The 26514-nt window shown below is 47.5% G+C and carries 33 protein-coding genes; 29 read left to right on the top strand and 4 right to left on the bottom strand.

Features of this window, described 5'->3' with window-relative positions; all coding sequences use genetic code 11:
- Positions 1 to 36 precede the first annotated feature (36 nt).
- The 25 genes from rpsC (at position 37) to carA (ending at position 15364) form a co-directional block, all read left to right on the top strand.
- The gene (rpsC, locus tag HF324_RS29520; protein WP_168806966.1) at positions 37 to 822 is read left to right on the top strand and encodes a 30S ribosomal protein S3; all 786 of its coding nucleotides are present in this window, start codon (positions 37 to 39) and stop codon (positions 820 to 822) included.
- 55 nt (positions 823 to 877) lie between these two features.
- The gene (rplP, locus tag HF324_RS29515) at positions 878 to 1297 is read left to right on the top strand and encodes a 50S ribosomal protein L16 (protein ID WP_078666981.1); all 420 of its coding nucleotides are present in this window, start codon (positions 878 to 880) and stop codon (positions 1295 to 1297) included.
- Positions 1298 to 1362: 65 nt separating this feature from the next.
- The gene (gene rpmC, locus HF324_RS29510) at positions 1363 to 1563 is read left to right on the top strand and encodes a 50S ribosomal protein L29 (protein ID WP_078666982.1); all 201 of its coding nucleotides are present in this window, start codon (positions 1363 to 1365) and stop codon (positions 1561 to 1563) included.
- A gap of 51 nt (positions 1564 to 1614) precedes the next feature.
- Positions 1615 to 1875 (top strand): 30S ribosomal protein S17, encoded by a 261-nt coding sequence (gene rpsQ, locus HF324_RS29505; protein WP_078666983.1) that lies wholly within the window; start codon positions 1615 to 1617, stop codon positions 1873 to 1875.
- A 66-nt stretch (positions 1876 to 1941) separates the two neighbouring features.
- Positions 1942 to 2310, top strand: coding sequence for a 50S ribosomal protein L14 (rplN, locus tag HF324_RS29500; protein WP_078666984.1), 369 nt, complete (start codon positions 1942 to 1944; stop codon positions 2308 to 2310).
- Between the two features lie 203 nt (positions 2311 to 2513).
- Positions 2514 to 2852: a 50S ribosomal protein L24 gene (gene rplX / locus HF324_RS29495; RefSeq protein WP_078666985.1), complete on the top strand. Its 339-nt coding sequence runs from the start codon at positions 2514 to 2516 to the stop codon at positions 2850 to 2852.
- Complete coding sequence (gene rplE / locus HF324_RS29490) at positions 2852 to 3427, top strand: 50S ribosomal protein L5 (RefSeq protein ID WP_078666986.1); 576 nt, start codon at positions 2852 to 2854, stop codon at positions 3425 to 3427. Before rplX ends, rplE begins: the two co-directional genes overlap by 1 nt.
- Positions 3428 to 3447: 20 nt before the next feature.
- Positions 3448 to 3717 carry a 30S ribosomal protein S14 gene (gene rpsN / locus HF324_RS29485; protein ID WP_168806964.1) on the top strand — a complete coding sequence of 90 codons (270 nt, stop codon included), beginning with the start codon at positions 3448 to 3450 and terminating at the stop codon, positions 3715 to 3717.
- Between the two features lie 154 nt (positions 3718 to 3871).
- Positions 3872 to 4270: a 30S ribosomal protein S8 gene (gene rpsH / locus HF324_RS29480; protein WP_168806953.1), complete on the top strand. Its 399-nt coding sequence runs from the start codon at positions 3872 to 3874 to the stop codon at positions 4268 to 4270.
- 126 nt (positions 4271 to 4396) lie between these two features.
- Positions 4397 to 4951 carry a 50S ribosomal protein L6 gene (gene rplF / locus HF324_RS29475; protein WP_168806951.1) on the top strand — a complete coding sequence of 185 codons (555 nt, stop codon included), beginning with the start codon at positions 4397 to 4399 and terminating at the stop codon, positions 4949 to 4951.
- 84 nt (positions 4952 to 5035) lie between these two features.
- Positions 5036 to 5389: a 50S ribosomal protein L18 gene (rplR, locus tag HF324_RS29470; protein WP_168806949.1), complete on the top strand. Its 354-nt coding sequence runs from the start codon at positions 5036 to 5038 to the stop codon at positions 5387 to 5389.
- Positions 5390 to 5440: 51 nt separating this feature from the next.
- Positions 5441 to 5959, top strand: coding sequence for a 30S ribosomal protein S5 (gene rpsE / locus HF324_RS29465; protein ID WP_078666991.1), 519 nt, complete (start codon positions 5441 to 5443; stop codon positions 5957 to 5959).
- Between the two features lie 103 nt (positions 5960 to 6062).
- Positions 6063 to 6248: a 50S ribosomal protein L30 gene (rpmD, locus tag HF324_RS29460; RefSeq protein ID WP_078666992.1), complete on the top strand. Its 186-nt coding sequence runs from the start codon at positions 6063 to 6065 to the stop codon at positions 6246 to 6248.
- Positions 6249 to 6378: 130 nt separating this feature from the next.
- Positions 6379 to 6825, top strand: a complete 447-nt coding sequence (gene rplO / locus HF324_RS29455; protein ID WP_078666993.1) for a 50S ribosomal protein L15 — start codon at positions 6379 to 6381, stop codon at positions 6823 to 6825.
- A 78-nt stretch (positions 6826 to 6903) separates the two neighbouring features.
- Positions 6904 to 8244 carry a preprotein translocase subunit SecY gene (gene secY, locus HF324_RS29450; RefSeq protein ID WP_078666994.1) on the top strand — a complete coding sequence of 447 codons (1341 nt, stop codon included), beginning with the start codon at positions 6904 to 6906 and terminating at the stop codon, positions 8242 to 8244.
- A gap of 149 nt (positions 8245 to 8393) precedes the next feature.
- The gene (gene map / locus HF324_RS29445; RefSeq protein ID WP_168861475.1) at positions 8394 to 9194 is read left to right on the top strand and encodes a type I methionyl aminopeptidase; all 801 of its coding nucleotides are present in this window, start codon (positions 8394 to 8396) and stop codon (positions 9192 to 9194) included.
- A 148-nt stretch (positions 9195 to 9342) separates the two neighbouring features.
- Positions 9343 to 9561 (top strand): translation initiation factor IF-1, encoded by a 219-nt coding sequence (gene infA, locus HF324_RS29440; RefSeq protein WP_012789309.1) that lies wholly within the window; start codon positions 9343 to 9345, stop codon positions 9559 to 9561.
- Between the two features lie 70 nt (positions 9562 to 9631).
- Positions 9632 to 9748: a 50S ribosomal protein L36 gene (gene rpmJ / locus HF324_RS29435; protein ID WP_073083232.1), complete on the top strand. Its 117-nt coding sequence runs from the start codon at positions 9632 to 9634 to the stop codon at positions 9746 to 9748.
- A gap of 58 nt (positions 9749 to 9806) precedes the next feature.
- On the top strand, positions 9807 to 10187 hold the full coding sequence (gene rpsM / locus HF324_RS29430) for a 30S ribosomal protein S13 (RefSeq protein WP_078666996.1): 381 nt from the start codon (positions 9807 to 9809) through the stop codon (positions 10185 to 10187).
- Positions 10188 to 10298: 111 nt separating this feature from the next.
- Positions 10299 to 10700: a 30S ribosomal protein S11 gene (rpsK, locus tag HF324_RS29425; RefSeq protein ID WP_078666997.1), complete on the top strand. Its 402-nt coding sequence runs from the start codon at positions 10299 to 10301 to the stop codon at positions 10698 to 10700.
- Positions 10701 to 10854: 154 nt separating this feature from the next.
- Positions 10855 to 11460, top strand: coding sequence for a 30S ribosomal protein S4 (rpsD, locus tag HF324_RS29420; protein ID WP_078666998.1), 606 nt, complete (start codon positions 10855 to 10857; stop codon positions 11458 to 11460).
- A gap of 67 nt (positions 11461 to 11527) precedes the next feature.
- Entirely contained in the window at positions 11528 to 12523 is a 996-nt protein-coding gene (locus HF324_RS29415; protein ID WP_078666999.1) for a DNA-directed RNA polymerase subunit alpha, read from the top strand.
- 135 nt (positions 12524 to 12658) lie between these two features.
- Positions 12659 to 13159, top strand: coding sequence for a 50S ribosomal protein L17 (gene rplQ, locus HF324_RS29410; protein ID WP_168806944.1), 501 nt, complete (start codon positions 12659 to 12661; stop codon positions 13157 to 13159).
- 132 nt (positions 13160 to 13291) lie between these two features.
- Entirely contained in the window at positions 13292 to 14116 is an 825-nt protein-coding gene (locus tag HF324_RS29405; protein WP_168861474.1) for a hypothetical protein, read from the top strand.
- A gap of 135 nt (positions 14117 to 14251) precedes the next feature.
- Positions 14252 to 15364, top strand: coding sequence for a glutamine-hydrolyzing carbamoyl-phosphate synthase small subunit (carA, locus tag HF324_RS29400; protein WP_168806940.1), 1113 nt, complete (start codon positions 14252 to 14254; stop codon positions 15362 to 15364).
- Between the two features lie 685 nt (positions 15365 to 16049).
- Here carA and HF324_RS29395 read toward each other — a convergent pair.
- Both HF324_RS29395 and HF324_RS29390 read right to left on the bottom strand, forming a co-directional pair.
- Positions 16050 to 17249, bottom strand: a complete 1200-nt coding sequence (locus tag HF324_RS29395; protein ID WP_168806929.1) for a pyridoxal phosphate-dependent aminotransferase — start codon at positions 17247 to 17249, stop codon at positions 16050 to 16052.
- A gap of 108 nt (positions 17250 to 17357) precedes the next feature.
- Positions 17358 to 17750, bottom strand: a complete 393-nt coding sequence (locus HF324_RS29390; RefSeq protein WP_078668493.1) for a DUF1573 domain-containing protein — start codon at positions 17748 to 17750, stop codon at positions 17358 to 17360.
- A 225-nt stretch (positions 17751 to 17975) separates the two neighbouring features.
- Here HF324_RS29390 and HF324_RS29385 point away from each other — a divergent pair, with 225 nt between their 5' ends.
- From HF324_RS29385 to HF324_RS29375, 3 genes are all read left to right on the top strand, one after another.
- Positions 17976 to 20354, top strand: coding sequence for an alpha-ketoacid dehydrogenase subunit alpha/beta (locus HF324_RS29385; RefSeq protein WP_246269319.1), 2379 nt, complete (start codon positions 17976 to 17978; stop codon positions 20352 to 20354).
- Between the two features lie 222 nt (positions 20355 to 20576).
- Complete coding sequence (locus HF324_RS29380) at positions 20577 to 21542, top strand: D-2-hydroxyacid dehydrogenase (RefSeq protein WP_168861473.1); 966 nt, start codon at positions 20577 to 20579, stop codon at positions 21540 to 21542.
- Between the two features lie 274 nt (positions 21543 to 21816).
- Complete coding sequence (locus HF324_RS29375) at positions 21817 to 22545, top strand: response regulator transcription factor (RefSeq protein ID WP_168861472.1); 729 nt, start codon at positions 21817 to 21819, stop codon at positions 22543 to 22545.
- 77 nt (positions 22546 to 22622) lie between these two features.
- On the opposite strand, the gene HF324_RS29370 is transcribed toward HF324_RS29375, so the two are convergent.
- Together HF324_RS29370 and HF324_RS29365 are read right to left on the bottom strand one after the other, a co-directional pair.
- Positions 22623 to 23333 (bottom strand): YebC/PmpR family DNA-binding transcriptional regulator, encoded by a 711-nt coding sequence (locus HF324_RS29370; RefSeq protein ID WP_168806921.1) that lies wholly within the window; start codon positions 23331 to 23333, stop codon positions 22623 to 22625.
- Positions 23334 to 23530: 197 nt separating this feature from the next.
- Positions 23531 to 24982, bottom strand: coding sequence for an amino acid permease (locus tag HF324_RS29365; RefSeq protein ID WP_168861471.1), 1452 nt, complete (start codon positions 24980 to 24982; stop codon positions 23531 to 23533).
- A gap of 208 nt (positions 24983 to 25190) precedes the next feature.
- On the opposite strand from HF324_RS29365, the gene HF324_RS29360 reads away from it, so the two are divergent.
- The gene (locus HF324_RS29360; RefSeq protein ID WP_168806917.1) at positions 25191 to 26495 is read left to right on the top strand and encodes a dicarboxylate/amino acid:cation symporter; all 1305 of its coding nucleotides are present in this window, start codon (positions 25191 to 25193) and stop codon (positions 26493 to 26495) included.
- The last annotated feature ends 19 nt before the right edge of the window (positions 26496 to 26514 follow it).

Below are 26514 nucleotides of genomic sequence, written 5' to 3'. Positions count from 1 at the left end.
TTAATACTATTAAACTAATAGACAAATAACCAGAACATGGGTCAGAAAACAAATCCTATTGGTAACAGGTTAGGTATCATCAGAGGATGGGACTCTAATTGGTATGGCAGCAAAAAAGATTTTGCTACCAAACTGATCGAAGACAACAAGATCAGAACTTATCTGAATGCCCGCATCAACAAAGGCGGCATCTCCAGAGTTGTGATTGAAAGAACTTTAGGTAAGTTGATCGTCACTGTGCATACTTCCAAACCAGGTATCATCATAGGTAAAGGTGGTAATGAAGTTGATCGCATCAAGGAAGAACTGAAAAAACTGACTGGTAAAGAAGACGTACAGATCAATATTCTCGAAATCCGCCGTCCGGAAATGGATGCGAACATCGTTGCAGAAACTATTGCCAAACAAATCGAAAGCCGTATCAACTACAAACGCGCTATCAAAATGGCAATCGCTACCGCACTGAGAATGGGAGCTGAAGGTATCAAAATTAAAGTAAGCGGCCGTCTGGGTGGTGCTGAAATCGCCCGCGCGGAAGAAGTGAAACAAGGTCGTGTGCCCCTGCATACTTATCGCATGGACATCGACTACGCTTCCCTGTTCGCTTTGACTGTATACGGTAAAATCGGTATCAAAGTATGGATCTGTAAAGGTGAAGTACTCGGCAAACGCGACCTGAACCCGAACGTACTGACCGGCAAAGAAGGCGACAACCGCGGCGGTGGACGTGAACACGGTGGAGAAAGAAGAGAACACGGTGAAAGAAGAGAACGCGGAGGAGACAGAAGAGGCGGTGATAACCGTGGCGGTGGCCGCAGATAATCCCTGCAGGCAGAGCAAACATTAACAATTACTATTAACATTAACAATACAGACGATGTTACAGCCAAAAAGAGTGAAACACAGGAAGATGCACAAAGGCCGCATCAAAGGGAACGCTAAAAGAGGCGCTACCCTCTCCTTTGGTACATTCGGTCTTAAAGCATTAGAACCTAAGTGGATCACCGACCGGCAGATCGAAGCTGCTCGTGTCGCCCTCACCAGACATATGAAACGTGAAGGTAACGTTTGGATCCGCATATTCCCTGACAAACCTATCACTGCCAAACCACTGGAAGTAAGGATGGGTAAAGGTAAAGGTGCTCCGGACCATTGGGCAGCAGTAGTAAAACCAGGCAGAATTTTATTCGAAGCAGACGGCGTTCCCTTACAGGTAGCGAAAGAAGCGATGGAACTCGCAGCACAAAAACTGCCCATCAAAGTAAAATTCGTAACCAGCCGCGACTACGTTGCTTAATTTCTATCAATCACTAATATCACCCGTTTACCGCCCACGCTGTAAACGGACCAAATAAAATACAAATGGCAAAAGAAAAGCTGGATCTGAACGGCCTGAGCATTCAGGATCTCCAGGAGAAAATCTCTGCGGAAGAGCTGCGCCTGAAGAAAATGAAATTCGGTCATGCAATTACGCCCATCGAAAATCCCATGAGCATCCGCTCTGTGAGACGCGATATCGCCCGTATGCAAACCGAACTGCGTAAAAAACAACTGGGCTTCTAAGCATTCGTATAACAAAATTAACCTCCCCCGGAGGATTAAATACTTTCAACAATGACGACCGAAAGACAATTAAGAAAAACCAGGATTGGTGTGGTGGCCAGCAACAAAATGGATAAAACCATTACTGTTAAGGTGGAACGTAAAGTGAAGCACCCTATCTATGGTAAATTCGTTAAAAAAACTACCAAGTTCATGGCGCACGACGATAAAAACGAGTGCAGCATCGGCGATACCGTGAAAATCGCGGAAACCCGCCCTCTGAGCAAAAACAAATGCTGGAGATTGGTAGAAATTATCGAAAAAGTAAAATAATTTATCAAGTGTTTCATGCTGCTGCCGGCTACCCCGGCTTCAGCCGCTGATTAAAAAATCATTACGATGATACAACAAGAATCAAGACTGAGCGTAGCCGATAACAGTGGTGCCAAAGAAGTACTCTGCATCCGCGTACTGGGCAACTCCGGTCAGGACTACGCTAAAGTAGGCGATAAAATTGTAGTGACCGTTAAGGACGCAATTCCTGGTGGCGGCGCTAAAAAAGGTATGGTTACCAAAGCGGTAATCGTAAGAACCAAAAACAAATTACGCCGTAAAGACGGTTCATATATCCGTTTCGACGACAACGCGGTTGTACTGCTCAATAACTCAGACGAACCACGCGGTACCCGTATTTTCGGTCCGGTTGCCCGTGAACTGAGAGACAAGGGTTATATGAAAATTATCTCCCTGGCTCCTGAAGTATTGTAATTTTAAGATTTTGATATTTCGAAATTTTAAAATTTGAAATATGGCGATTTTGGGGTTTCAGAGTTTGGCGGCTAAATCAAAAAATTCGTAAATCCCAAAATCTCAAAATATTTCTTATCTTTGCAGCCCGTTTGCAAAACGAGACAAAACATTAATCAAGCGAAACAATTGTTTCGCTTGGCGTTTATAAATAAATCAAAGTGATGAAAACTAGATTTAAGCCTAAATTCAACATTAAGAAGGGCGACCTGGTTGCGGTGATTGCCGGCGACGACAAGGATAGGACCAAAGCACGCAAAGTGCTGGAAGTTCACCCTGAACAAGGCCGCGTTCTTGTAGAAGGCGTTAACATTATTACCAAGCATACCAAGCCTACTGCACAAAACACCAAAGGTGGTATCGTTAAGCAGGAAGCGCCGATTGCGATCTCCAACGTGATGCTGTGGGATGCCAAAGCTGGTAAACCTACCCGTGTGAACAGACAGCGGGAAAACGGTAAATTAATTCGTATCGCTAAAAAATCAGGGGAGGTAATTAAATAATGGCAAACACTAAATATACTCCAAGACTGCAGAAAAAATACTTCGACGAGGTAGCTCCTGCACTGATGAAGAAATTCAACTACAAAAGTGTAATGCAGGTTCCCCGTCTGGTGAAAATTTGCCTGAACCAGGGTATCAATGGCGCCGTTGGTGATAAAAAACTGGTAGACATCGCTGTGGACGAAATGACACGCATCTCCGGCCAGAAAGCAGTTGCCACCCTGTCCAAAAAGGATATCTCTAACTTTAAACTGAGAAAAAACATGCCGATCGGCGCCCGCGTTACACTGCGCAGCACCAACATGTTTGACTTCCTGGACCGCCTGGTTTCCGTGTCCCTGCCTCGTGTACGTGACTTCAAAGGCATCAACGAAAAAGCCTTCGACGGCCGCGGTAACTACACCATGGGTATCACCGAACAAATCATCTTCCCTGAAATCGATATCGATAAAGTAACAAAAATGTCCGGTATGGATATCACTTTCGTTACTACGGCTAAAACCAACGAAGAAGCTTACGAGCTGCTGAAAGAAATGGGTATGCCGTTCAGGAACATGAAAAAAGATAATCAGTAATTCGAAACGATAATATAATTATGGCAAAAGAATCCGTAAAAGCCAGACAAAGGAAAAGAGAAGCCATGGTAGCAAGATTCGCTGAAAAGCGCGCTGCCCTGAAAGCTGCCGGTGACTACGCTGCACTGGACCAACTTCCTAAAAACGCTTCTCCTGTTCGTCTGAAAAACAGATGCCAGCTGACCGGTCGTCCTAAAGGATACATGCGTCACTTCGGCCTCTGCAGGAACATGTTCCGCGACCTGGCACTCGCAGGTAAAATCCCTGGCGTAACTAAAGCCAGCTGGTAAAAAACTGATTTTTTGATTTTCGATTTTTTGATTTTCGATTTTTATCCCGAAATCAAAAAATTCCGAAATCAAAAAATCGACAATTAAAGTTATTTGATTCCCATCTCTTTCGATTGGATATCGCATTGTAAACATTATTCAAACTATTTCAACAATGGTTACTGATCCAATAGCAGACTTCCTGACCAGAATCCGGAACGCGCAAATGGCCACCCACAGGATCGTGGAAATTCCGGCTTCCAAGCTGAAAAAACGCATTACAGAAATTCTGTACGATAAAGGTTATATCCTGAAGTACAAATTTGAAGAGGACAACAAACAAGGCATCATCAAAATAGCCCTGAAATACGATCCTCAAACCAAAGAACCCGCTATCAAAGAACTGCAACGTATCAGCCGTCCGGGCCTGCGTCAATACGCTAAACCTGATGAGTTCAAACGTGTGAAAAATGGTCTCGGTGTAGCGATCATCTCCACTTCCAAAGGCGTAATGACCGATAAAGAAGCGAAAGCACAGAACGTAGGCGGCGAAGTAGTTTGCTACGTTTACTAATATATTGGCTTACAGGGATTTAACTCCCCGTAAGCCCCAACGGTTTTCTGACAATTAAGCTTTCTATACGGCGCTGAACACAGATAACCGCGAAACAATTATCAAAATTATACTTAAACTCAAGTTATGTCACGTATAGGTAAAGCTCCTATCAAATTGGCCAGCGGCGTTACGGTAACCGTTTCCCCGGCTAATGAAGTTACTGTTAAAGGTCCTAAAGGTGAACTGAAAAGAACCATCGACAGAGACCTGAAAGTAGAAGTGAAAGACGGAGTATTGACTGTAACCCGTCCTACAGATCAGATCCGCCATAAAGCACTGCACGGTCTGACCCGCGCACTCATCGCTAACATGGTGACTGGTGTTACAGACGGTTTCAAAAAACAACTCGAACTGGTTGGTGTGGGTTACAAAGCCGCCAACAGCGGTCAGCTGCTGGACCTGTCTCTGGGTTACTCCCACAACATCGTGATCGAAATTCCAAAAGAATTGAAAGTGGCTACCCTGACTGAAAAAGGTCAGAACCCTAAAATTATGCTGGAAGGTTCCGATAACCAACTGCTGGGCCAGGTAGCTGCCAAAATCCGCAGCCTCCGCAAACCTGAACCGTACAAAGGTAAAGGTGTTCGCTACAGCGATGAAGTGGTTCGTAAGAAAGCTGGTAAGTCAGCAGGTAAATAATTTTTAACTAGCTAATCAGCCCCCGGCTGGTTAGCTGGTTTTAACATATCCCGGCAGCATCGGGATAATAAAATAAAACTCACAATGAGCACAAAAGTTAGCAGAAGGGAAAAGATCCGCTACCGCATCCGTAAAAAGATCTCCGGTACTGCCAAAGCACCAAGATTGTCTGTATTTCGCAGCAACAGCGATATCTACGTACAGCTGATCGACGATACCAACGGTACTACCCTGGCATCCGCTTCTTCCCGTGATAAAGATATCAAAGCACAATCCGGTACAAAATCCGAGAAATCCAGACTGGTAGGTATGGCGCTGGCTCAGAAAGCAATCGCTTTAGGCCTCACCACCTGCATTTTCGACAGAAGCGGGTATTTATACCACGGCCGCATTAAAAGTGTAGCTGACGGAGCAAGAGAAGGTGGTCTCCAGTTCTAATTCCTGGGTCCTAATTTTATCATTCTGAACAAGTAATTCTTATAAAATAAAATGGCAAAGAATTCATTCAATAAAGTAAAGGCCGGTGATCTGGAGCTGAAAGAAAAAGTAGTGGCGATCAACCGTGTTACCAAAACCACCAAAGGCGGTCGTACTTTCAGTTTCTCCGCACTGGTAGTTGTAGGTAATGAAAACGGCGTGGTAGGTCATGGCCTTGGTAAAGCGAAAGAAGTACAGCAGGCTATCACCAAAGGTATAGACGATGCTAAAAAGAACCTGATCAAGGTTCCGGTAATGCACGGTACTATCCCTCACGACCAGTTCGCGAAAGAAGGTGCTGCCAAAGTATTGATCAAACCGGCTGCTCACGGTACCGGTGTGATCGCGGGTGGTTCTATGCGTGCAGTACTGGAAAGCGCAGGCGTTACCGACGTACTGGCTAAATCCCTGGGTTCTGCCAACCCGCACAACGTGGTGAAAGCTACTTTCAAAGCGCTGGGCCTGTTACGCGAACCAGTGAGCGTAGCCAGAACCAGAAGCATCTCCCTGAAGAAAGTTTTCAACGGTTAATCTCCCTTACAGGCGATCTTCCGGTGTAAACATATTCCCTCCGGGATATATTGACACTCATTATTAACAATTAAATTACTCCGCCTTCGGCGGATAGGGGTTTATGGCAAAGATTAAGATCACTCAGGTAAAAAGTGGTATCGACCGTCCCGAAAGGCAGAAACTGACCTTGAAGGCGCTGGGGCTGACTAAAATGAACGCTACTGTTGAAGTAGAAGCTACTCCTCAGGTCCTGGGAATGGTACGTAAAGTAGACCATCTGGTAAAAGTAGAAACAGTGAACGCTTAATAATTAAGTAACACTGCTGTGGGATTGTCTGCTGATAATCTTACTTTTACATTTGTAACTTTACGAAGTCATACTTTTTACAATTTAAATGCGAGCGGTTAATTTCCGCGTAAGTAAAAACAATTAAACTATGAATCTGCATTCATTAAAGCCTGCAAAAGGCGCCGTACATAAAGAAAAACGTCTCGGACGTGGTGAGGCTTCCGGTAAAGGTGGTACCTCTACAAAAGGTAACAAAGGTATCCAGCAACGTGCCGGTTACGCCAGCAAAAGAGGCTTTGAAGGTGGCCAGATGCCTATCCAGCGCCGTATGCCTAAACGCGGTTTCAAAAACAACAACCGCGAGGAATACACCATCTTCAACCTGGGTCAGATTGACCACTTAGTTGAAAAATATGGCCTGCAGGAATTCAACCTCGAAAACCTGTACATGAACGGCCTGGTAAACCGGACAGCTAAAGTGAAAATTCTGGCTAACGGGGAACTGAAATCCAAGGTGACTGTTAAAGTAAACGCTATCAGCGAAAAAGCTAAACAGGCCATCGAATCAACAGGTGGATCAGTAGAACTGGTATAAGACTTTACGACTGAGGAGACGCCTACGGAGTAGTGCGTCTTTTCATATTTAATAGCGCTATTAAACCTTTATCTTCCTGTGAAGAAATTTATCGAAACGATTAAGAATATCTGGAGTATCGAGGACCTGCGTAATCGCATCTTAACTACCCTGCTCCTGGTCCTCATTTACCGTGTTGGATCGTATATAGCCTTGCCCGGTATTGATGCAAACGCGCTCACCGACTTTGAAAAAAATTCTAACCAGGGCATTCTGGGGCTGGTAAACATGTTTGCCGGCGGATCGTTTTCAAGGGCCTCTATTTTTGCGTTGGGTATCATGCCCTACATCTCCGCCTCCATTGCTATTCAGTTGCTGACCATAGCAGTGCCTTACTTCCAGAAACTGCAGAAGGAAGGTGAAAGCGGCCGCAAGAAAATCAACCAGTATACCCGTATACTCACGGTAGTGGTAACCGGATTCCAGGCAAGTGCTTACGTAGCTTATCTGCGTAATCAATCAGGCAGCGCTATTATCCCAGAATACGGTACCTTCTTCTTCTGGCTCTCTACCACCATCGTCCTCACGGCCGGTACCCTGTTCGTGATGTGGCTCGGTGAAAAGATCACAGATAAAGGTATTGGTAACGGTACTTCCATTATCATCATGATGGGCATCCTCGCCCGCCTCCCGCAAGCCCTGATCGGAGAATTCTCCTCCAAAGTGGCCGGCTCCGGCGGCCCGATCCTCTTCCTGATCGAAATCGCGGTATTCATCATGATCACCGTGGGCCTCATCCTGCTCGTGCAGGGTACCCGGAAAATTCCCGTTAACTACGCCAAACGTATTGTGGGCAATAAACAATACGGCGGAGTTCGCCAGTTCATTCCCCTCAAAGTGAATGCAGCCGGTGTAATGCCGATCATCTTTGCCCAGGCTATTATGTTCATCCCTGCTACGGCCATCGGTTTCGCTACCAACTCTGAAAGCGCCTCCGGCTTTGTCCGTATCTTCAGCGACCACACTAATGGCTGGTACAACCTGATCTACGCTGTTCTCGTGATTGTATTTACTTATTTCTATACTGCGCTGATTTTCAACCCCACCCAAATGGCGGACGAAATGAAACGCAACAATGGTTTCGTTCCCGGTGTTAAACCAGGAAAAGCAACCGCTGATTATATCGGTGCTGTCATGGACCGCATTACCCTCCCGGGAGCATTCTTCCTGGCCATCGTGGGTATCATGCCAGGTCTCGCAGCTGCCTTCAAGGTTAACAGCAACTTCGCCACCTTCTTCGGTGGTACTTCCCTCCTCATCATGGTAGGGGTTATCCTCGATACGCTGCAACAGATCGAAAGCCAGCTCCTGATGCGCCACTACGATGGCCTCATGAGCACCGGCCGCATCAAGGGCAGAACTGCCCCGGCTAATGCATAAGTTATTGTCCGCCCCGGGCGCCCCGGTGCCCGATGCGTACAAACGCAATAAAATAGCCACAGAAGCTTTCACGCTTTGGTGGCTATTATATTTTGTTAAAGCCGTCAATTACCCCCTCAAAAGGACAGACGGTGAAAAGCTTACGAAAGATGATTCATTATAAGACGAAGGAAGAAATAGAGCTGATCCGTAAAAGTGCCCTTCTCCTCAGCGCCGCCCTGGCCGAAGTGGCCAAAAGCCTGAAACCGGGAATGAGCACCCTCGACGTAGACGCGGTGGCGGATAAATTTATCGTGGAAAACGGAGCCGTGCCTTCGTTCAAAAACTATAAAGGATTCCCCAACGCCTGCTGTATTTCAGTGAACGAGGCAGTGGTACACGGTATCCCCAACAAATACGTGCTGAAAGACGGCGATATCCTCACCGTAGACGTAGGCGTGTATATGAACGGCTTCCACGCAGACAGCGCCTATACTTTCGCGATCGGCGACGTGGCGGAAAACGTACGCCGCCTCATGGCTGCTACCAAGGCTTCCCTCTATAAAGGCATCGAAAAAGCAGTGGTCGGCAACCGCATCGGCGATATCTCCTACGCTATACAGGAATATACCGAGAAAGAACGCGGGTACGGCGTGGTAAGGGAACTGGTAGGACATGGCCTCGGCCGTCACCTCCATGAAGACCCGCAGGTGCCCAACTACGGCAAACGCGGCGCCGGACCGGTCATGAAAGAAGGCCTCGTCATCGCCATCGAACCCATGATCAACCTCCGAACCAAAGATGTGGAATACCTGGAAGATGGCTGGACCGTAGTGACACGCGACAGAAGCCCGTCCGTCCACTTCGAACATACCGTGGCGGTAGGAAAAGGCAAGCCGGATATCCTGTCATCCTTCTCGGAAATCGAAAAAGCGGAAAAAAACAACCCGGAACTGAACACAAATTACTAAAATCTGTTAGTGTATTTGGTTAATAGTGAAGGGGTTTTAAATAGCGATAGACAGGCATTCATCACGGGAACGGCAATATTAATAATAATTAAGGGAAATTTTTCTATTTCAAAAGATAAATGCTATCTTTGCAGTCCTAAAAATTTTTATGGCAAAACAGGCACTCATTAAACAGGATGGAATTATATTAGAAGCCTTGTCAAACGCTATGTTCCGTGTAAAACTGGAAAATGGGCACGAGATCCTGGCCACCATTTCTGGAAAAATGAGAATGCACTATATACGCATTCTGCCCGGAGATAAGGTGGGAGTGGAGATGAGTCCATACGATTTGTCAAGGGGCCGTATAATTTTCAGATACAAATAGGCGGGACCCGGATTCGTGTATCAGGCAGATAATTTAACAAAAAAACATAACCTTTTATAAAATAATCATCATGAAGGTAAGAGCTGCAATCAAAAAAAGAAGTGCGGATTGTAAAATAGTTCGTAGAAAAGGTGTTCTGTTGGTGATCAACAAAAAGAACCCTCGTTTCAAACAACGTCAGGGATAATCTGTTCCCCCACGGAATTTGATTTTTTAATCAGAATCATAAAATCTAAAATATAAATATGGCACGTATAGCCGGTATAGATCTTCCTAAAAATAAAAGAGGAGAAATTGGCCTCACCTATATTTTTGGTATAGGCCGTTCTACCGCCCAATATATCCTGAACAAGGCGGAAATTGATGTAAACAAGAAAGTGAAGGATTGGAATGACGACGATCAAGCTGCCATCCGTAACATTATCAACGGCGAGTTTAAGGTAGAGGGTCAACTGCGTTCTGAAGTACAAATGAATATCAAGCGTCTGCTGGATATCGCTTGCTACCGTGGTCTGCGTCACAGGAAAGGCTTACCGGTAAGAGGTCAGCGTACACGTACCAACAGCCGTACCCGCAAAGGTAAACGTAAGACAGTGGCTGGTAAGAAAAAAGCAACTAAGAAATAATAAATAATCCCAGGTTGGAATCCCAAATTCCCAAACGAGGGGTTTGGTTTCGATGTCAACAGGATCGGAAGATTTGGGATCTGGAATTTCATATTTGGAATTTAAATCATTATGGCAAAAGCAAATAATACAAAAACTGCTGCTAGTAAAAAAAGGGTAGTAAAAGTAGACAACTACGGAGACGTACACATCTCCGCCAGCTTCAATAACATCATTGTGAGCATCACCAACAAACACGGTCAGGTTATCTCCTGGTCTTCTGCTGGTAAAATGGGCTTCAGAGGTTCTAAAAAGAACACTCCGTACGCCGCTCAGCTGGCTGCACAGGATGCTGCTAAAGTTGCTATGGACGCCGGTCTGAAAAGAGCAGATGTATTTGTAAAAGGCCCAGGAGCAGGTCGTGAGAGCGCTATCCGTGCTATCGCTAACTCCGGTATCGAAGTGAGCATGATTAAAGACGTTACGCCTTTACCGCACAACGGTTGCCGTCCTCCCAAGAAAAGAAGAGTATAGTCAGCTATCATAACAGATTCCAGATACCGGACTTCCACAGAAGTTGGGTATCTGGACTTTGTAATTTATATTTATAATTGGGTGTATGATCAGGTTTTCAGATTTTTTGAAGAGCATACATCATTAACTAAAAAATCTAACTTATATTTAAATCATGGCAAGGTACACAGGCCCAAAGACCAAAATTTCCAGAATTTTTGGCGAACCTATCTTAGGTAACGGTAAATACTTAGGTAAAAACAGTAACCCTCCGGGTCAGCACGGTGCTAACCGCAAACGTAAACAACTGGGCGAATACGCACTGCAGCTGAGAGAAAAACAGAAAGCCAAATACACTTATGGCCTGCTGGAAAAACAATTCCGCAACCTGTTTGACGAAGCTACCCGCAGAAAAGGTGTTGCCGGTGAAGTATTGATTAAACTGCTGGAAGCCCGTCTGGACAACACTGTGTTCCGTCTGGGTATCGCTCCTTCCCGTCCTGCTGCCCGTCAGCTCGTTTCCCACAAACACATCACCGTTAACGGTATCGTGGTAAACACCCCCTCCTTCCAACTGAAACCAGGCGACGTTATCAGCCTGAAAAACAAAACTGCCAACAATACCGCTCTGACCAGCGTTATCCGTGGTAAAAATCCTAAATTCAGCTGGCTGGACTGGAATGAAAAAGAAATGAAAGGCGTATTCATTGCTTATCCTGAGAGAGAGAGCGTTCCTGAAAACATCAAGGAACAACTGATTGTAGAATTGTACTCTAAGTAATAAATATTAGTCCATGGCCTTCGCCATGGACTAACTTCATATTTAAACTAATAAATCTATCATATCAATGGCAATTTTAAATTTCCAGAAACCTGATAAGATCGTATTGCAGAAGTCTACCGACTTTGAAGCTCAATTCGAATTCCGTCCATTAGAACCAGGTTATGCTGTGACTATCGGTAATGCGTTGCGTCGCGTACTGTTGTCTTCTTTGGAGGGCTATGCCATTGTGGGTATAAAAATTGAAGGCGCCGATCACGAATTCGCTACACTCAGAGGTGTTACCGAAGACGTTACAGAGATCATCCTGAACCTGAAACAGGTTCGCTTCAAAAAGATCGCTGAAAACGACGTAACGAACGAAAAGATTACCCTGTCCATCAAAGGCAAAACAGAATTCCGCGCTGACATGATCGAAAAAGCCACCAGCGCTTTCCAGATCATGAACCCGGAACTGCTGATCTGCACCCTGGACCCTTCTGCCAAACTGGATATCGAACTGACCATCGGCAAAGGCCGCGGTTACGTGCCAGCAGAGGAAAACAAACCCAAAGATGCAGTATTCGGCTACATCGCTATTGACTCTATCTTTACGCCCATCAAAAACGTAAAGTACAGCATAGAAAATACCCGTGTGGAACAAAAAACCGACTATGAAAAACTCATCATGGAGGTTGTCACAGACGGTACCATCCACCCGGAAGAAGCAGTGAAACAAGCTTCCCGCATCCTCATTCAGCACCTGATGATCATCACCGATGAAAACATCAGCTTTGATACCAAAGACACTGAAAAAGAAGATGTAGTGGACGAACAAACACTGCAACTGCGCAAGATCCTGAAAACACCACTCGAAGACCTCGATCTGAGCGTGCGTGCCTTCAACTGTCTGAAAGCAGCGAAAATCAACTCCCTGAGCGAACTGGTACAATACGAACAGGAAGAACTGATGAAGTTCAGAAACTTCGGCCAGAAATCCCTCAGCGAAATCGAACAGGTACTCGGCGAAAGAGGCCTGCACTTCGGTATGGACCTGTCCAAACTGAAACTCGAAGAAGAATAAAATTATTTGGGGATTTTTTGATTTACGATTCTGAGATTTTAAAATCATAAATCAAAAAATCCCTAAATCGTAAATCCTTTTATAAAAGTACCTTACAATTCCTGACACGGTGTAAGGGGTAAAACAACAAATGTCATGCGTCACGGAGTTAAATTAAACAAATTAAGCAGAACTGCTGCCCACCGCAAAAGCCTGATGTCTAACCTGGCTTGCGAACTGATCAGCCACAAACGTATCACCACTACCCTCGCAAAAGCGAAAGCACTGCGTGTTTACGTTGAACCGCTGCTCACAAGAGGCAAAAACGATACTACCCACAACCGTAGAATCGTGTTCAGCTACCTGCAGGACAAAGAAGCTATCAAAGAACTGTTCGGTGCGATCAGCGAAAAAATAGCTACCCGTCCTGGTGGTTACACCCGTATCATTAAGCTGGGTAAACGTCATGGGGATAACGCAGAAGTTGCCCTGATCGAGCTGGTTGATTTCAACGAAATCTACGGCGCTCCGACAGAAAAAGCTGCTGCTAAGAAAACCCGTCGTGCCGGTGGTGCTAAAAAGAAAGCTGACGCTGCTGCTCCTGCTGCAGAAAAAGCTGCTGACACTACTGCCACTGAAGAAAAATCAGCTGAGTAGTCGTACTTTACGATACAAAAAAAAAGGACAAAGCCCCGCTTTGTCCTTTTTTTATGACTAATTAAATATATTTATTTTGTAATATTATGGTACGTTTCCCTTACGGGAGTAACCAACACCTAATCATTGCCTATGAAATACCTGCTTTGCGGAAGCTGTTCGCATGCCAATCCCCTGAAATCAGAGTACCTCACCTTCTGCGACCAATGCGGCAAAAAACTGCCCGACACTTTCTCCGACTGGCGCAAAATCCACCCCATGGGCTCTTTCCCGGAATACCAACAGACGGTGGGCGTCTCCATAAAAGAAAAAAAGCCCGGCCGCACCGCCAGCTGGGTAAAAAGACAACTGCAACCGGCCAACAAAGGCAAAGTCATTATATTTTTTACCCTGGTAGTGGCGCTGCTGGCCACCGCCGGCACCTTGTTCGGTAAAAGAGCAGTGTTTACGCTGCTGTATGCCAAAGTGCCGAAATCATACCTCTACAGCAGCTGGCAAACAGCTACCATCGGCCGGCAGGCGCTGGAGATCAGCACGCCGGTAAAACTATGGATACATGACCAGCCCATGGACCCGGAGACCGCCAAAGTCATCGAATACGCCAAAAGCTACCGGAACGAGGAGGGGGGCGGTATCCGTATCACAGTGAATATGTACAGCTACTTCGAAAATGTGGCCAATACCCTCGACAACGCCAGGGAAGACAATCGCGTTGCCATGGAACAGGACGACCTGTCCGATATTCACGCCAAGGCAGTCCCGGTGCTCGTTTCCGGCATACAGGGCCAGCTGGAGGAAGGTAACTATCTCTACCAGGGCGCTATCAGGCTCGCCTTCCGGCACCTGGTGGTAGTCAAAGGGGCCAACCGCTGGGAGATCCGGATCCAATACCGGGATGACGACCCCATCGGTCCACAGGTAGCACAGCGCGTCCTTAAATCAGTAAAAATTAAATAAACGGGGCAAAAGCAAAAAAAATCTGTATTTAAACCTTGCATTTCATAACTTTGCACGGTTTTTTATCCGAACCTTCAGGGCGCACTAACCCTTGAAGGTTTTTTTTAAAATATAAAACAAGAACAGATACCAGAAATGCCTCAGACAAGAACCATCCAGCCTGCCATACTGTTGCTCGACGACGGTACGGTTTTTCAGGGAAAAGCTTTTGGGAAAATTGGCACTGCCGCCGGTGAATTAGCTTTCAATACCGGTATGACGGGTTACCAGGAAGTGTTTACAGACCCTTCTTACAAAGGACAGGTACTTATCATGAACAACTGCTATATCGGCAACTACGGCACCCGTAAAGAGGACGTAGAAAGCGGCAGCGTGAAGATAAGTGGTCTGATTGCGAAAAATATCGCGTACAACTATTCCAGAAAGATGGCAGACGAGTCACTGGAAAAGTTCCTGACCGATAATAACCTGGTAGCCATCTATGATGTAGATACCCGCGCGCTGGTGTCCCACATCCGTAGCAAAGGTGCTATGAACTGCATCATCTCCTCCGAAATCCTGGACGTGGAACAGCTGAAAGCACAGCTGGCCCAGGTGCCTTCCATGGAAGGACTGGCCCTCTGCCAGGAAGTGACCACCGCTGAGCCTTACTACATCGGCGATCCGGAGGCGGAAATCCGCATCGCGGTGATGGACAACGGCGTGAAAAGAAATATGCTGAAGTGCCTCTCCGAAAAAGGAGCTTACCTGAAAGTATTCCCAACCGATACCAAATTTGAAGTATGCGAGGAGTTTAAACCGCACGCTTACTTCATCTCCAATGGTCCCGGCGATCCGGCTCCCCTGAAATATGCAGTGGACACCGTAAAACAGATCCTCGCTGCCGAAAGACCAATGTTCGGCATCTGCCTGGGCCACCAGCTGCTGGCCCTGGCCAACGGTATCCCGACATATAAGATGCACCACGGTCACCGCGGTCTGAACCATCCGGTGAAAAACCTTAAAACCGGTCTGTGCGAAATCACCACCCAGAACCACGGCTTCGCGGTAGACGCTGCTGCCATCGCCGCCAGCGAACAGGTGGAAGTAACGCACATCAACCTGAACGACAATACCGTAGAAGGTATCCGTATCAAAAACAAACCGGCTTTCTCCGTGCAATACCACCCGGAAAGCACTCCCGGCCCGTTCGACTCCCGCTATCTGTTCGATGATTTCTTCGAAATGATCAAGGCAAACAAAAAATAACTCTGGTTTATAAGACGGAATATAATGAAGACGGTCCCGAGGAATCGGGACCGTTGCATTTTAAAATTCCACGTTATGAAAACAAACGAAAATACTATGCAACTAGGCATTAGCTTTTCCGCCGTTTTATTACATAACAATATTATAAAAAAAAGGTGTGTAATCTGAAATCGGGTAGGTGAAAATTTTAGCAAACAAGGCTAAAAGGGGGATTTTCGGCAGTTTCCGGTGGAAAACCGGTATGTAAGGACAAAAAAATACGGCTCTGTGATCAGAGCCGTTTGCCTTTATAAATTCCACGTTATGAAAAACTGATACAAAAATACGATATTTTGCTAAAACGTTTTAGTAAGCTTTATACTTTTTACAGATTGCTGATAATTCTCTTTCTGTAATGTGGATTCAAAGTTCGCTCCAAAAAAACGTTTGTCGAAATTCTCCAGGTTAAATTTTTCTTAAACAAGTTTAGATTTTGCAATCTATCGTATATGTAAATATTTTTATTTATGTTGAATTATTCGCTTTGTCGTCGTTTATGATTCAAATATACGAAACAAAATATTAAAAATGCAAGAGGCGAACGTTAAAAAATGGTGAATTTGACGAATAAAACAAATATATATTTATATATAATATGTTTTTTGAACAAATCCTTTCCTGAATCACCTCTTGCTTTTGTAGCTTATTATTGATGGGTACGGCCCGGATATACTTCCAGCGCTTTTTCCAGGCAAACTATTGCATGACGAATGTCGTCACGGTTCAGCACATACGCCAGCCGCACTTCCTGCTTGCCGAGGCCGGGCGTAGCGTAAAAACCGGTTGCCGGAGACATCATCACCGTTTGTTTTTCGTATTCAAAAGACTCCAGCATCCACTGGCAGAACTTGTCGGAATCATCGATCGGCAGGCTCGCCATGGCATAAAAGGCGCCGCCGGGATTCGGACAGAAAACGCCCGGGATCTTATTAAGGCCCTCTACCAGCACATCACGGCGGCTTTGGTATTCTGCCTTGATACCGTCGAAATAATCCAGCGGCAGGTCCACGGCCGCTTCACCGGCGATCTGCGCAAAAGAAGGAGGACTCAGGCGGGCCTGCGCAAACTTCATCGCAGCGTCCAGCACTACCTGGTTTTTGGTCACAAAAGCACCGATACGGCCGCCACAGGCGCTGTAACGCTTGGAGATCGTATCCATCAGGATCACATTGTCATCCATACCTTCCAGGTTCATCGCGGAGAAATGCGCGCCGGCATAGCAGAATTCACGGTAAGCCTCGTCGGAGAAGAGGAACAGGTTATGCTTCAGGCACAGCTGTTTCAGCACTTCCATCTCTTCCCTGCTGTACAGGTAACCGGTGGGGTTGTTCGGGTTACAGATCAGGATAGCTTTGGTGCGCGGCGTAATAGCTGCTTCAAACGCTTCCATGGCCGGTAGCGCGAAACCGGTTTCGATATTGGCGGTAATCGTTTTGATCTTCACTTCGGCTTCTACGGCAAAACCATTGTAGTTGGCATAGAACGGCTCCGGTACAATCACCTCGTCACCCGGATCCAGACAAGCCATAAAGGCAAATACAATGGCTTCGGAGCCACCGGTGGTCACAATAATCTGGTTATGGTTCAGGGATACGTTGAAGCGTCCGTAATACTCCACCAGCTTGCGGCGGTAACTTTCATTGCCCGCGCTGTGGCTGTATTCCAGGATCTTGAAATCGGAATGACGCACCGCGTCCAGCACCGGTTTCGGGGTTTCGATATCGGGCTGTCCGATGTTCAGGTGATATACCTTCACACCTCTTTTCTTGGCTGCTTCGGCGAAGGGAACAAGTTTTCTGATGGGAGAAGACGGCATCTGCACGCCTCTCTGGCTAATGGTAGGCATAAAATTGTTTTGATCTTTTGCCCTGCAAAGATAGGGGTTAGGCAGGGCAACAAAAAAACCTTACAGCGCGCTGCTGTAAGGTTTTTAAATATTTTATCTTAACCAGAACTAGTTGTTGGCTACGGTGCCGGTCAGGTGCAGTTCTTTGTCCTGATCCACGCCTTTGAACTTCACCCAGATGGTTTTGTTCTGCTGGCCTAAACCGTTAGCACTGTAGTTGGCTGTGATTTTACCTTTTTTACCAGGAAGGATAGGCTCCTGTGTCCACTTCGGCGTTGTGCAACCACAGCTGGCACGTGCTGCTTCAATCAGGACCGGTTCTTTGGAAATGTTGGTGAATTCGAAATCAACAGTTACCGGTTTGTTCAGTGCTGTTTTACCGAAATCAACAGTTTCCTTTGCAAATTTTACTTTCGTGTCTGCCGGATTCGGCTGAGACTGTGCCCACAAAGCTGTAGTAATCAACAAGCTGGCGAATAGGGACAAGATGAATTTTTTCATTTTCATATGATGGTTTTAGCGCGACTGGTTAAAAAATATAAATTTCTTTCCGACCGTGAACAAATTTACGGCCAAAAAGTAATTGTTACCTTGTAATTTATTAAAATCTTATTAAAAAAAATCAGATTATTTTAAATGCGGTGCAGCGAGCCATTTTTCAACTGTATAATTAACCTTACTTTTGTACTTTAACCAAGAGGCATGATAGAAAATAAAGCACTATCTATGAATATAGAAAGCCGGTTGTCATTCGAAGAATTCCGCAAGGAGGTATTAAATGACTACAGGCTGGCCTGCGAAAGCAGGGAAGTGAGTCTGCTGGCCCGCAGGGAAGTTCTCACGGGCAAGGCTAAGTTTGGCATCTTCGGGGATGGTAAAGAAGTGGCGCAGGTGGCGATGTCAAAGTACTTCAAGCCCGGCGACTTCCGCTCCGGTTATTATCGCGACCAGACTGTTGCATTTGCCACTGGGATCGCTACTCCCGAACAATTCTTTTCCCAATTATACGCTGATCCCGATCAGCAGCACGAACCCTTCTCCGGCGGCCGCCAGATGAACTCGCATTTTGCAACGCCCAACCTCGGCGAGGATGGTAACTGGCTCAACCTTATGGAGATGAAGAACTCCGCGACAGACATGGCGCCTACGGCCGGACAAATGCCCCGTGCGGTAGGACTGGCATACGCCTCCAAAATGTTCCGCGAAGTGGAAGCGCTGCACGATCTCAAACACCTCTCCGACAACGGCAACGAAATCTGTTTCGCTACTATCGGTGACGCCTCTACGTCAGAAGGTCATTTCTGGGAAACCATCAATGCTGCCGGCGTACTGCAGGTGCCGCTCGCCGTTTTTGTCTGGGACGACGGCTACGGTATCTCCGTACCCCGCAAATACCAAACGACCAAAAACTCCATCAGCGCCGCACTGGAAGGCTTCCGCAAAACGGAAGGCACCAACGGCTTTGATATCTATAACGTGAAAGGATGGGACTACGCCGGCATGTGCGAAGTATTTGAAGCAGCTATCCGCAAAATACGGGAAACACACATCCCTGCGCTCTTCCACGTGGAAGAAATCACCCAGCCCCAGGGCCACTCTACCAGCGGTTCCCACGAACGCTATAAAAGCAAGGAACGCCTGTCCTGGGAAAAGGAATTCGACTGTAACCTGAAAATGCGCTCCTGGATCCTCGAAAACGCCCTGTGCGACGAGGAAACACTGGTGCAGATAGAAGCAAACGCTAAAACCACCGCGCAGGACGCACGCAAGGCTGCCTGGGAAAAATATATCACACCCATCAAGCAGGAAGTACAGCGCTTTGTTCAACTGGCAACGCCGGTGTCGGCAACACCCGGTGTCAACGCTGAACTGGTAGCCCGGCAGATACAGGAGCTGCAGGCTAACCGCGAACCACAGCGCAGGGACATCCTGAAAGCCGCTGTCACCATCCTGGTAAGGCACCGGCAGCTGAAAGCCGAACCTGCCATACAGGCTTTGCAGCAGTACTACGATCAGTACCTGCAGGCTGAAAAAGAAAACTACAGTTCCCACCTGCACGCTACCGGCGCCAACTCAGTGCACAACGTGCCGGTAGTACCGGCGGAATATAACGACGACGCCACTACGCTCAACGGCTACGAAGTGCTGAATAAATATTTCGACCAGCTGATCACCAACAACCCGAAGGTGTTTGCTTTCGGAGAAGATGTAGGCAAAATCGGCGACGTAAACCAGGCCTTTGCCGGATTACAACAGAAACACGGCCAGCTGCGTATAACGGATACGGGTATACGTGAATTGACGATCATGGGACAAGGCATCGGCATGGCGCTGCGCGGACTGCGTCCTATCGCCGAGATCCAGTACCTCGATTACCTGCTCTACGGTTTACAGCCGCTGAGCGACGACGTAGCTTCGCTGCAATACCGCACCAAAGGCATACAACACTGCCCGATCATCGTGCGTACCCGTGGCCACCGCCTGGAAGGCATCTGGCACAGCGGTTCCCCGATGGGCATGATCATCAACTCTCTCAGAGGGCTGAACGTGTGCGTGCCGCGCAACATGGTACAGGCAGCCGGTATGTACAATACGCTGCTGCAGGCCAATGAACCTGCGCTGGTGATCGAATCACTGAACGGTTACCGCCTGAAAGAAAAGCTGCCTTCCAACCTCGACACTTTCACCGTGCCTATGGGCATACCGGAAGTGCTGAAGGAAGGTGCCGATGTAACGCTGGTGACTTACGGCTCCATGACCCGCATCGTGGAAGAGGCGATAGTAACGCTGGAGGAACTGGGTATTTCCTGTGAACTGATAGATGTACAAACATTATTGCCTTTCGATATTCACCACAGTATTGTGGAGTCGCTGAAGAAAACGAACCGCATCGCCTTCATCGATGAAGACGTGCCGGGTGGCGGCACTGCCTTTATGTTCCAGCAGGTGATGGAACAGCAGGGCGGCTATCGCTGGCTGGATGTGGCGCCGCGCACACTGAGCGCGCAGGCACATCGTCCGGCTTATGGCTCTGATGGCGATTACTTCTCCAAACCCAACGTGGAAGATGTAGTGAAAATGGTCATGGAGATGATGGAAGAATAGCAAACAGACTTGCACATAATAGGCGAAGCCACCGTACATGCATCCAATCTGCATATGCGGTGGCTTCTGTGTTTAATGTAGTCAAGCAGTTATTGCAAGCTTAGTTTTGCTGTTATTATGGCGCAGCAAAGGTGTGGCATTTTTTCAAAGTGCAGAAGAAGCGCGGCCTGAGTTAATAATTATTTAATTCATCATGTATATTTAACGAACAAACAGAAATATATGAAAAACATCGTTGTACTGGACGGCTATGCTTTAAACCCCGGCGACCTGGACTGGGCGCCGCTGCAGGCTTTGGGAAAAGTGACCATCTACGACCGCACGCCGGCCGGCCAGGTGGCGGAACGGGCGAAAGACGCCCATATACTGCTGACCAACAAGGCGATTGTCAGCGCGGAAACCATCAATAGCCTGCCTTCTCTCGAATATATCGGGGTCATGGCTACAGGGTATAACGTGGTGGACGTTCCGGCCGCCACGGCCCGGAAAATACCGGTAACAAACGTTCCCGCTTACAGTACTGCTTCAGTGGCGCAGCTTACTTTTGCATTAATACTGGAATTGTGTCATCAGACCGGTTTGCACGCAGAGAGCGTAAGAGCCGGTGAATGGGCTTCCAGCGTGGATTTCAGTTATTGGAAGACACCACTGACCGAACTGGACGGCCGTACGCTCGGCATCGTAGGGTTTGGACAGATAGGGCAGGCGGCAGCAAAGATCGCGCTGGCCTTCGGAATGAAGGTGATCGTCTCCCATAAACATCCTGAAAGGGATAAAATGGAAGGGGTGACTTTCGTGGACCTGGCCACCTGTTTCCGGGAGGCGGACATCGTATCGCTGCATTGCCCCCTGAACCAGGACAACCGGGAGTTTGTGAATGCAGACCTGTTGAAAACCATGAAAAAAACGGCCTTTCTGATCAATACCAGCCGGGGACCGCTGATCCATGAGGCAGATCTGGTGGCAGCTTTAAAGAACGGCGTGATAGCGGGAGCAGGGCTGGATGTGCTTTCCTCCGAACCGCCGGCAGCTGACAATCCGCTGGTACAGGCGCCGGGCACTGTTATTACACCACATATCGCGTGGGCAACACAATCGGCACGAGGCCGGCTGATGCGCGTGGCTATAGAGAATGTTCAACAACACTTGCATGGGAAAGGTCAAAATAATATCAATAAAATACAATAAAATATTATTTTGATATTTCTATCATGTGTTTGTATATTTAAGTAATCCTCTTATAAATAACCATTATTTTTTGTCTGACCAATGAATATGCTGAACTACTCCCGTAACTTGAACAGAATGGCCACTGGTTTTAGTATAATTTTGAAAACGTATATTTTACCCTTATAGAATTAAAATATATATAAACAAGTCGGTACCTTCCGCGGCCGACCGCGTTTTATATGAAGGGGGGAGTCGCTACATTCAGAAGTCACCTTCAAAATTCAACCGAAATATGAAATCACGTATTCTATTGGTAGAGGACGATGAATTTTTTGCCAAAGTGCTCAAGCGGCAGCTGGAGCGTGCCAATTTTGAAGTAACACATGCTGCCGACGGACAGGCCGGTTGGGAGAAATTCCAGGAAACAATTTTTGATTTATGCATCCTGGACGTGGTGATGCCCAGGAAAGACGGTTTTACACTGGCGGGAGAAATACGGGCTACGGATTTTAACATCCCCATCGTATTCACTTCCTCCCGCTACATGGAGCAGGACAGACTGCAGGGATTCGATATCGGGGCGGATGACTACCTGGTAAAACCTTTCAATACGGATGAACTGATCAGCCGTATTAAAGTGTATATTAAACGCAGCCGTCTGCTTCGGAGCGAGAAGCGGATTGTCTATACTGTAGGTAACCTTGTGTTTGATTATTCCCAGCTTCAGCTGCGGCATAAAGACAATGAGGCGGAGAATCACGTACGGATTGCTCCCAAAGAGGCGGAATTACTGCGCTATCTGTGTGAAAACTCTAACAAAAAACTGAAGCGGGAGCATATCCTGGCAAGCGTCTGGGGAGCAGACGGTTACCTGGCGCAAAGGGTAATGGACGTTTACCTGAGTCGTTTACGCCGGCATATTGCCATGGACCCCTCTATCCGGATAGAGACCTTTCACGGGAAAGGTCTGATGCTGGTCATCAATGAGATGGACCGCACCCACATTATTGAGAAGGCCTGAGGCCTGATTGTTTTTTAAACCTGAAACAGAAACGTCCCGGTGTTTGCCGGGACGTTCTTTTTTTATGGAAATAACCTTTATTTCAGATTGTAGAACACCTGCTGTACGTCATCGTCCTGTTCCAGCCGGTCAACCAGTTCCAGCACCTCTTTGGCCTGTTCTTCACTCAGTTCCACGGTGGTGGTGGGGATGCGTTTCAGCTCAGAGCTGATTACTTCCAGCCCTTTGTCCTCCAGCGCTTTGGCCATATTGCCAAACTCGGCGAAAGCCGCGCGGATAATGATATTGCCTTCGCTGTCTTCCCCGATTTCTTCCAGGCCGAAGTCAATCAGTTCCAGTTCCAGCTCTTCGAGGTCCTGGCCGGCGTTTTTTACTTTGAATTCACCAACACGGTTGAACAGGAAACCTACGGAGCCGCTGTTACCCAGGCTGCCGCCACCTTTGGTGAAGTGCATGCGCAGGTTGGCCACGGTACGGGTGGTATTATCAGTAGCAGTATCGATCATCACTGCTACGCCGTGAGGGGCGTAACCTTCGTATACCACTTCCTCGTAATCAGTCTTGTCTTTACCCATGGCACGTTTGATAGCCGCTTCCACACGATCTTTGGGCATGTTGGCGCTTTTCGCGTTCAATATGCAGCGGCGCAGTGCAGGGTTATTGTCGGGGTCAGGACCACCATTTTTAACTGCGATAGCGATTTCTTTACCGACTCTTGTGAATGCTTTGGCCATCCTGTCCCAGCGGGCAAACATGGTTGACTTTCTTACTTCAAATATCCTTCCCATAATGGGTTATAAATTAATTATTTGTGAATGATAACAATTGGAGGTGATGACACCTCAAAAGGCTAATAAAGATGCAAATTTAGAGAACTTTCGGTGAAAACAGCGCCCTTTTAAACAGAAAACCGCCCGGAAAGATCGCCGGGCGGTTACTGTGAATATGTTTCAGTGACGACGGGGTCACGATTGTCAGCAGGGGACTATTTTTCGCTCTGCCCGATCTTACTGTGTTTCTTGCTGTAGGTAAAGTAAATAATGAAGCCGAGGCCCATCCAGATCGCCAGTCGTAACCATGTGTCCCAGGGCAGTGCGCCCATCATTACCACGCAGATAATGATGCCCATGATCGGAACGAAGGGTACCAGCGGTGTTCTGAATGGTCTGGGGGCATCCGGTTGTTTTTTGCGCATGATGATGATACCAACGCAAACCAGCACAAAGGCGAAGAGGGTGCCGATGCTCACCATTTCACCCACCACGTGTACCGGCACGAAAGCGGAGAACAGGCTCACGAAAACCATGAACAGGAGGTTGGATTTATACGGTGTACGGTATTTCGGATGTACTTCAGAGAAAGCTTTGGGCAGCAGGCCGTCCTGTGACATGGAGTAGAACACGCGGGACTGGCCCATGAGCATCACCAGGATCACGGAAGTATAACCGGCCAGGATAGCGAGGATGATTGCCTGTTGCAGCCAGCCGTAAGGTGTTTTCGCAATGGCGATCGCTACCGGTGCGGCGCTGTCTTTAAATTCTTTATAGTTGGCCAGGCCGGTCATCACGTGGGCAAACAGTACGTACAATATCGTACAGATTATAAGTGAGCCCAGGATACCGATAGGCATGTCTTTCTGGGGTCTTTTGGCTTCCTGCGCGGCAGTAGACACCGCGTCAAAACCGATGAACGCGAAGAACACCACAGCAGCGCCGCGCAATACGCCGGAGATGCCGAAGTGGCCGAAGCCTTCATTTTCAGGAACATAAGGAGTATAGTTGGCAGGGTCCACATGGTTCCAGCCCACTGCGATAAATACCAGTACCACGGTTACTTTCAGCGCCACCAGCAAAGCGTTGGTAAAGGCCGACTCCCGGGTGCCGCGGATCAGCAGCATGGACAACGCGCCTACGATCAGGATGGCGGGGAAGTTCATGTAGCCGTGCACGGTAGTGCCATCCACCAGGGTAACGGTTTCAAACGGGGAGGCTGTTAGCTGTGCCGGCAGGTGTATGTTGAAATGATGCAGGAATTTGACGAGGTACTGCGACCAGCTGATAGCCACGGTAGCCGCGCCCAGTGCGTATTCCAGTACGAGGTCCCATCCGATGATCCAGGCCATGAATTCACCCATGGTAGCATAGGAGTAAGTATAAGCACTTCCGGCGATAGGGATCATGGAGGCAAATTCGGCATAGCATAAACCTGCGAAAGCGCAACCGATAGCGCCTACGAGGAAAGAAATGGTAACGGCGGGACCGGCATTGTTGGCTGCTGCCAGACCAGTCAGGGAAAACAGACCTGCGCCGATGATAGCGCCTATACCCAGAGCAATCAGGTTCGTTGCGGATAAAGATCGTTTCAGTCCTTTCTCTGACTCGCTCGCCTCGTTCATGAGCTGACTTAAAGACTTGGTTCTGGAAAATAGAAGACCCATACAAAAGAAAAGTTGTGGTTGATGTTTTAAGGTAGTTTAGTTCTGTTGTGTTGTATGTCGATCCGTCAAATATAATATCTAAAATCTAGAACGGATACTTTTATTTTAGCCTGAAACGCTTATTTGTACCGGCAGAACCTTATTTTTGGGAAATTTTCCGGTTACAACAATTATTAAATTTTTTAAAGAAGAAAAATCCTGGCGTTGCATGAAGAAATCATCAAATAAGCTTACGCTGTTCATTTTTATTGCCATGTTGGTAGGCATCAGTACGGGTTACGCGGTATGGCTGGCTTATACTCCTGCTGAAGACGTGTTGAAGACCGGAGCGGCTGCGGCTACGCCAGGCACCCCTGAGGTGTTTGCTGACCGTATTTCTATCCTCACGGATATATTCCTGCGAATGGTGAAAATGATTATCGCCCCACTGGTATTTTCCACCCTCGTGGTAGGCGTGGCCAAAATGGGCGATATCAAGGCAGTAGGCCGCGTTGGCGGCAAAACCATGCTGTGGTTTATCAGTGCAACCTTTGTATCATTATTCCTGGGCCTGGTGCTGGTAAATATTATGAAGCCCGGCCTGTCTCTTAACCTTCCCCTGCCTGATACGCATGCCAGTTCCGGCATAGCCAAGGCTGATATGACGCTGAGAGGCTTTTTCCGTCACGTGGTGCCGGACAGTGTGATAGAGGCAATGGCCAAAAATGAAATTCTGCAGATCGTGGTGTTTGCGATTTTCTTTGGAGTGGCCGCGGCTGCCGTTGGCGAAAAAGCACAACCCGTTGTAAAGCTGATGGACAGCGTAGCGCATATCATGCTGAAAGTGACCGGCTTTGTTATGAACTTCGCGCCGTTTGCGGTATTTGGCGCCATGGCCGCCATTATCGCTACCAAAGGGCTTTCCGTGCTGCTGGTATATGGTAAATTTATCGTTCAGTTTTATCTGGGCCTCTTCAGCTTATGGCTGGTACTGGCATTGGTAGGATGGCTGATCCTCGGCAAACGCGTGTTCCGTTTGCTGGGCGGCATTAAAGATCCGTTGCTGCTGGCTTTCGGCACCGCGAGCAGCGAAGCGGCGTATCCGCGTACCATGGAGGAACTGGAGCGCTTCGGCTGCGACAATCGTATTGTTAGTTTTGTATTACCCCTGGGCTACTCCTTTAACCTGGACGGCTCTATGATGTATATGACGTTTGCCAGCCTGTTCATTGCACAGGCTTATGGCATGCACCTTGGCGTGGACCAGCAGATTACCATGCTGCTGGTGTTAATGATCACCAGTAAAGGGATTGCCGGCGTACCAAGGGCTTCCCTCGTGGTAATTGCCGGTACCCTGTCCATGTTCCATATCCCCGAAGCAGGCCTTTTACTGCTGCTGGGAGTAGACCACCTGCTGGACATGGGCCGCTCTGCCACCAACGTAATTGGTAATGCAATGGCCACCGCAGTGGTATCCAAATGGGAGAATAAGCTGGGCACTGGCGATAGCGACGGAATGTTAGTTAACAAATAGATAACAGTTTTATTCTTAT

It is taken from the genome of Chitinophaga oryzae, from assembly GCF_012516375.2.
Classification (GTDB): Bacteria; Bacteroidota; Bacteroidia; order Chitinophagales; family Chitinophagaceae; genus Chitinophaga; species Chitinophaga oryzae.
Note: the sequence above shows the minus strand (reverse complement) of the source record. Positions and strands in the feature narration are given on the sequence as shown.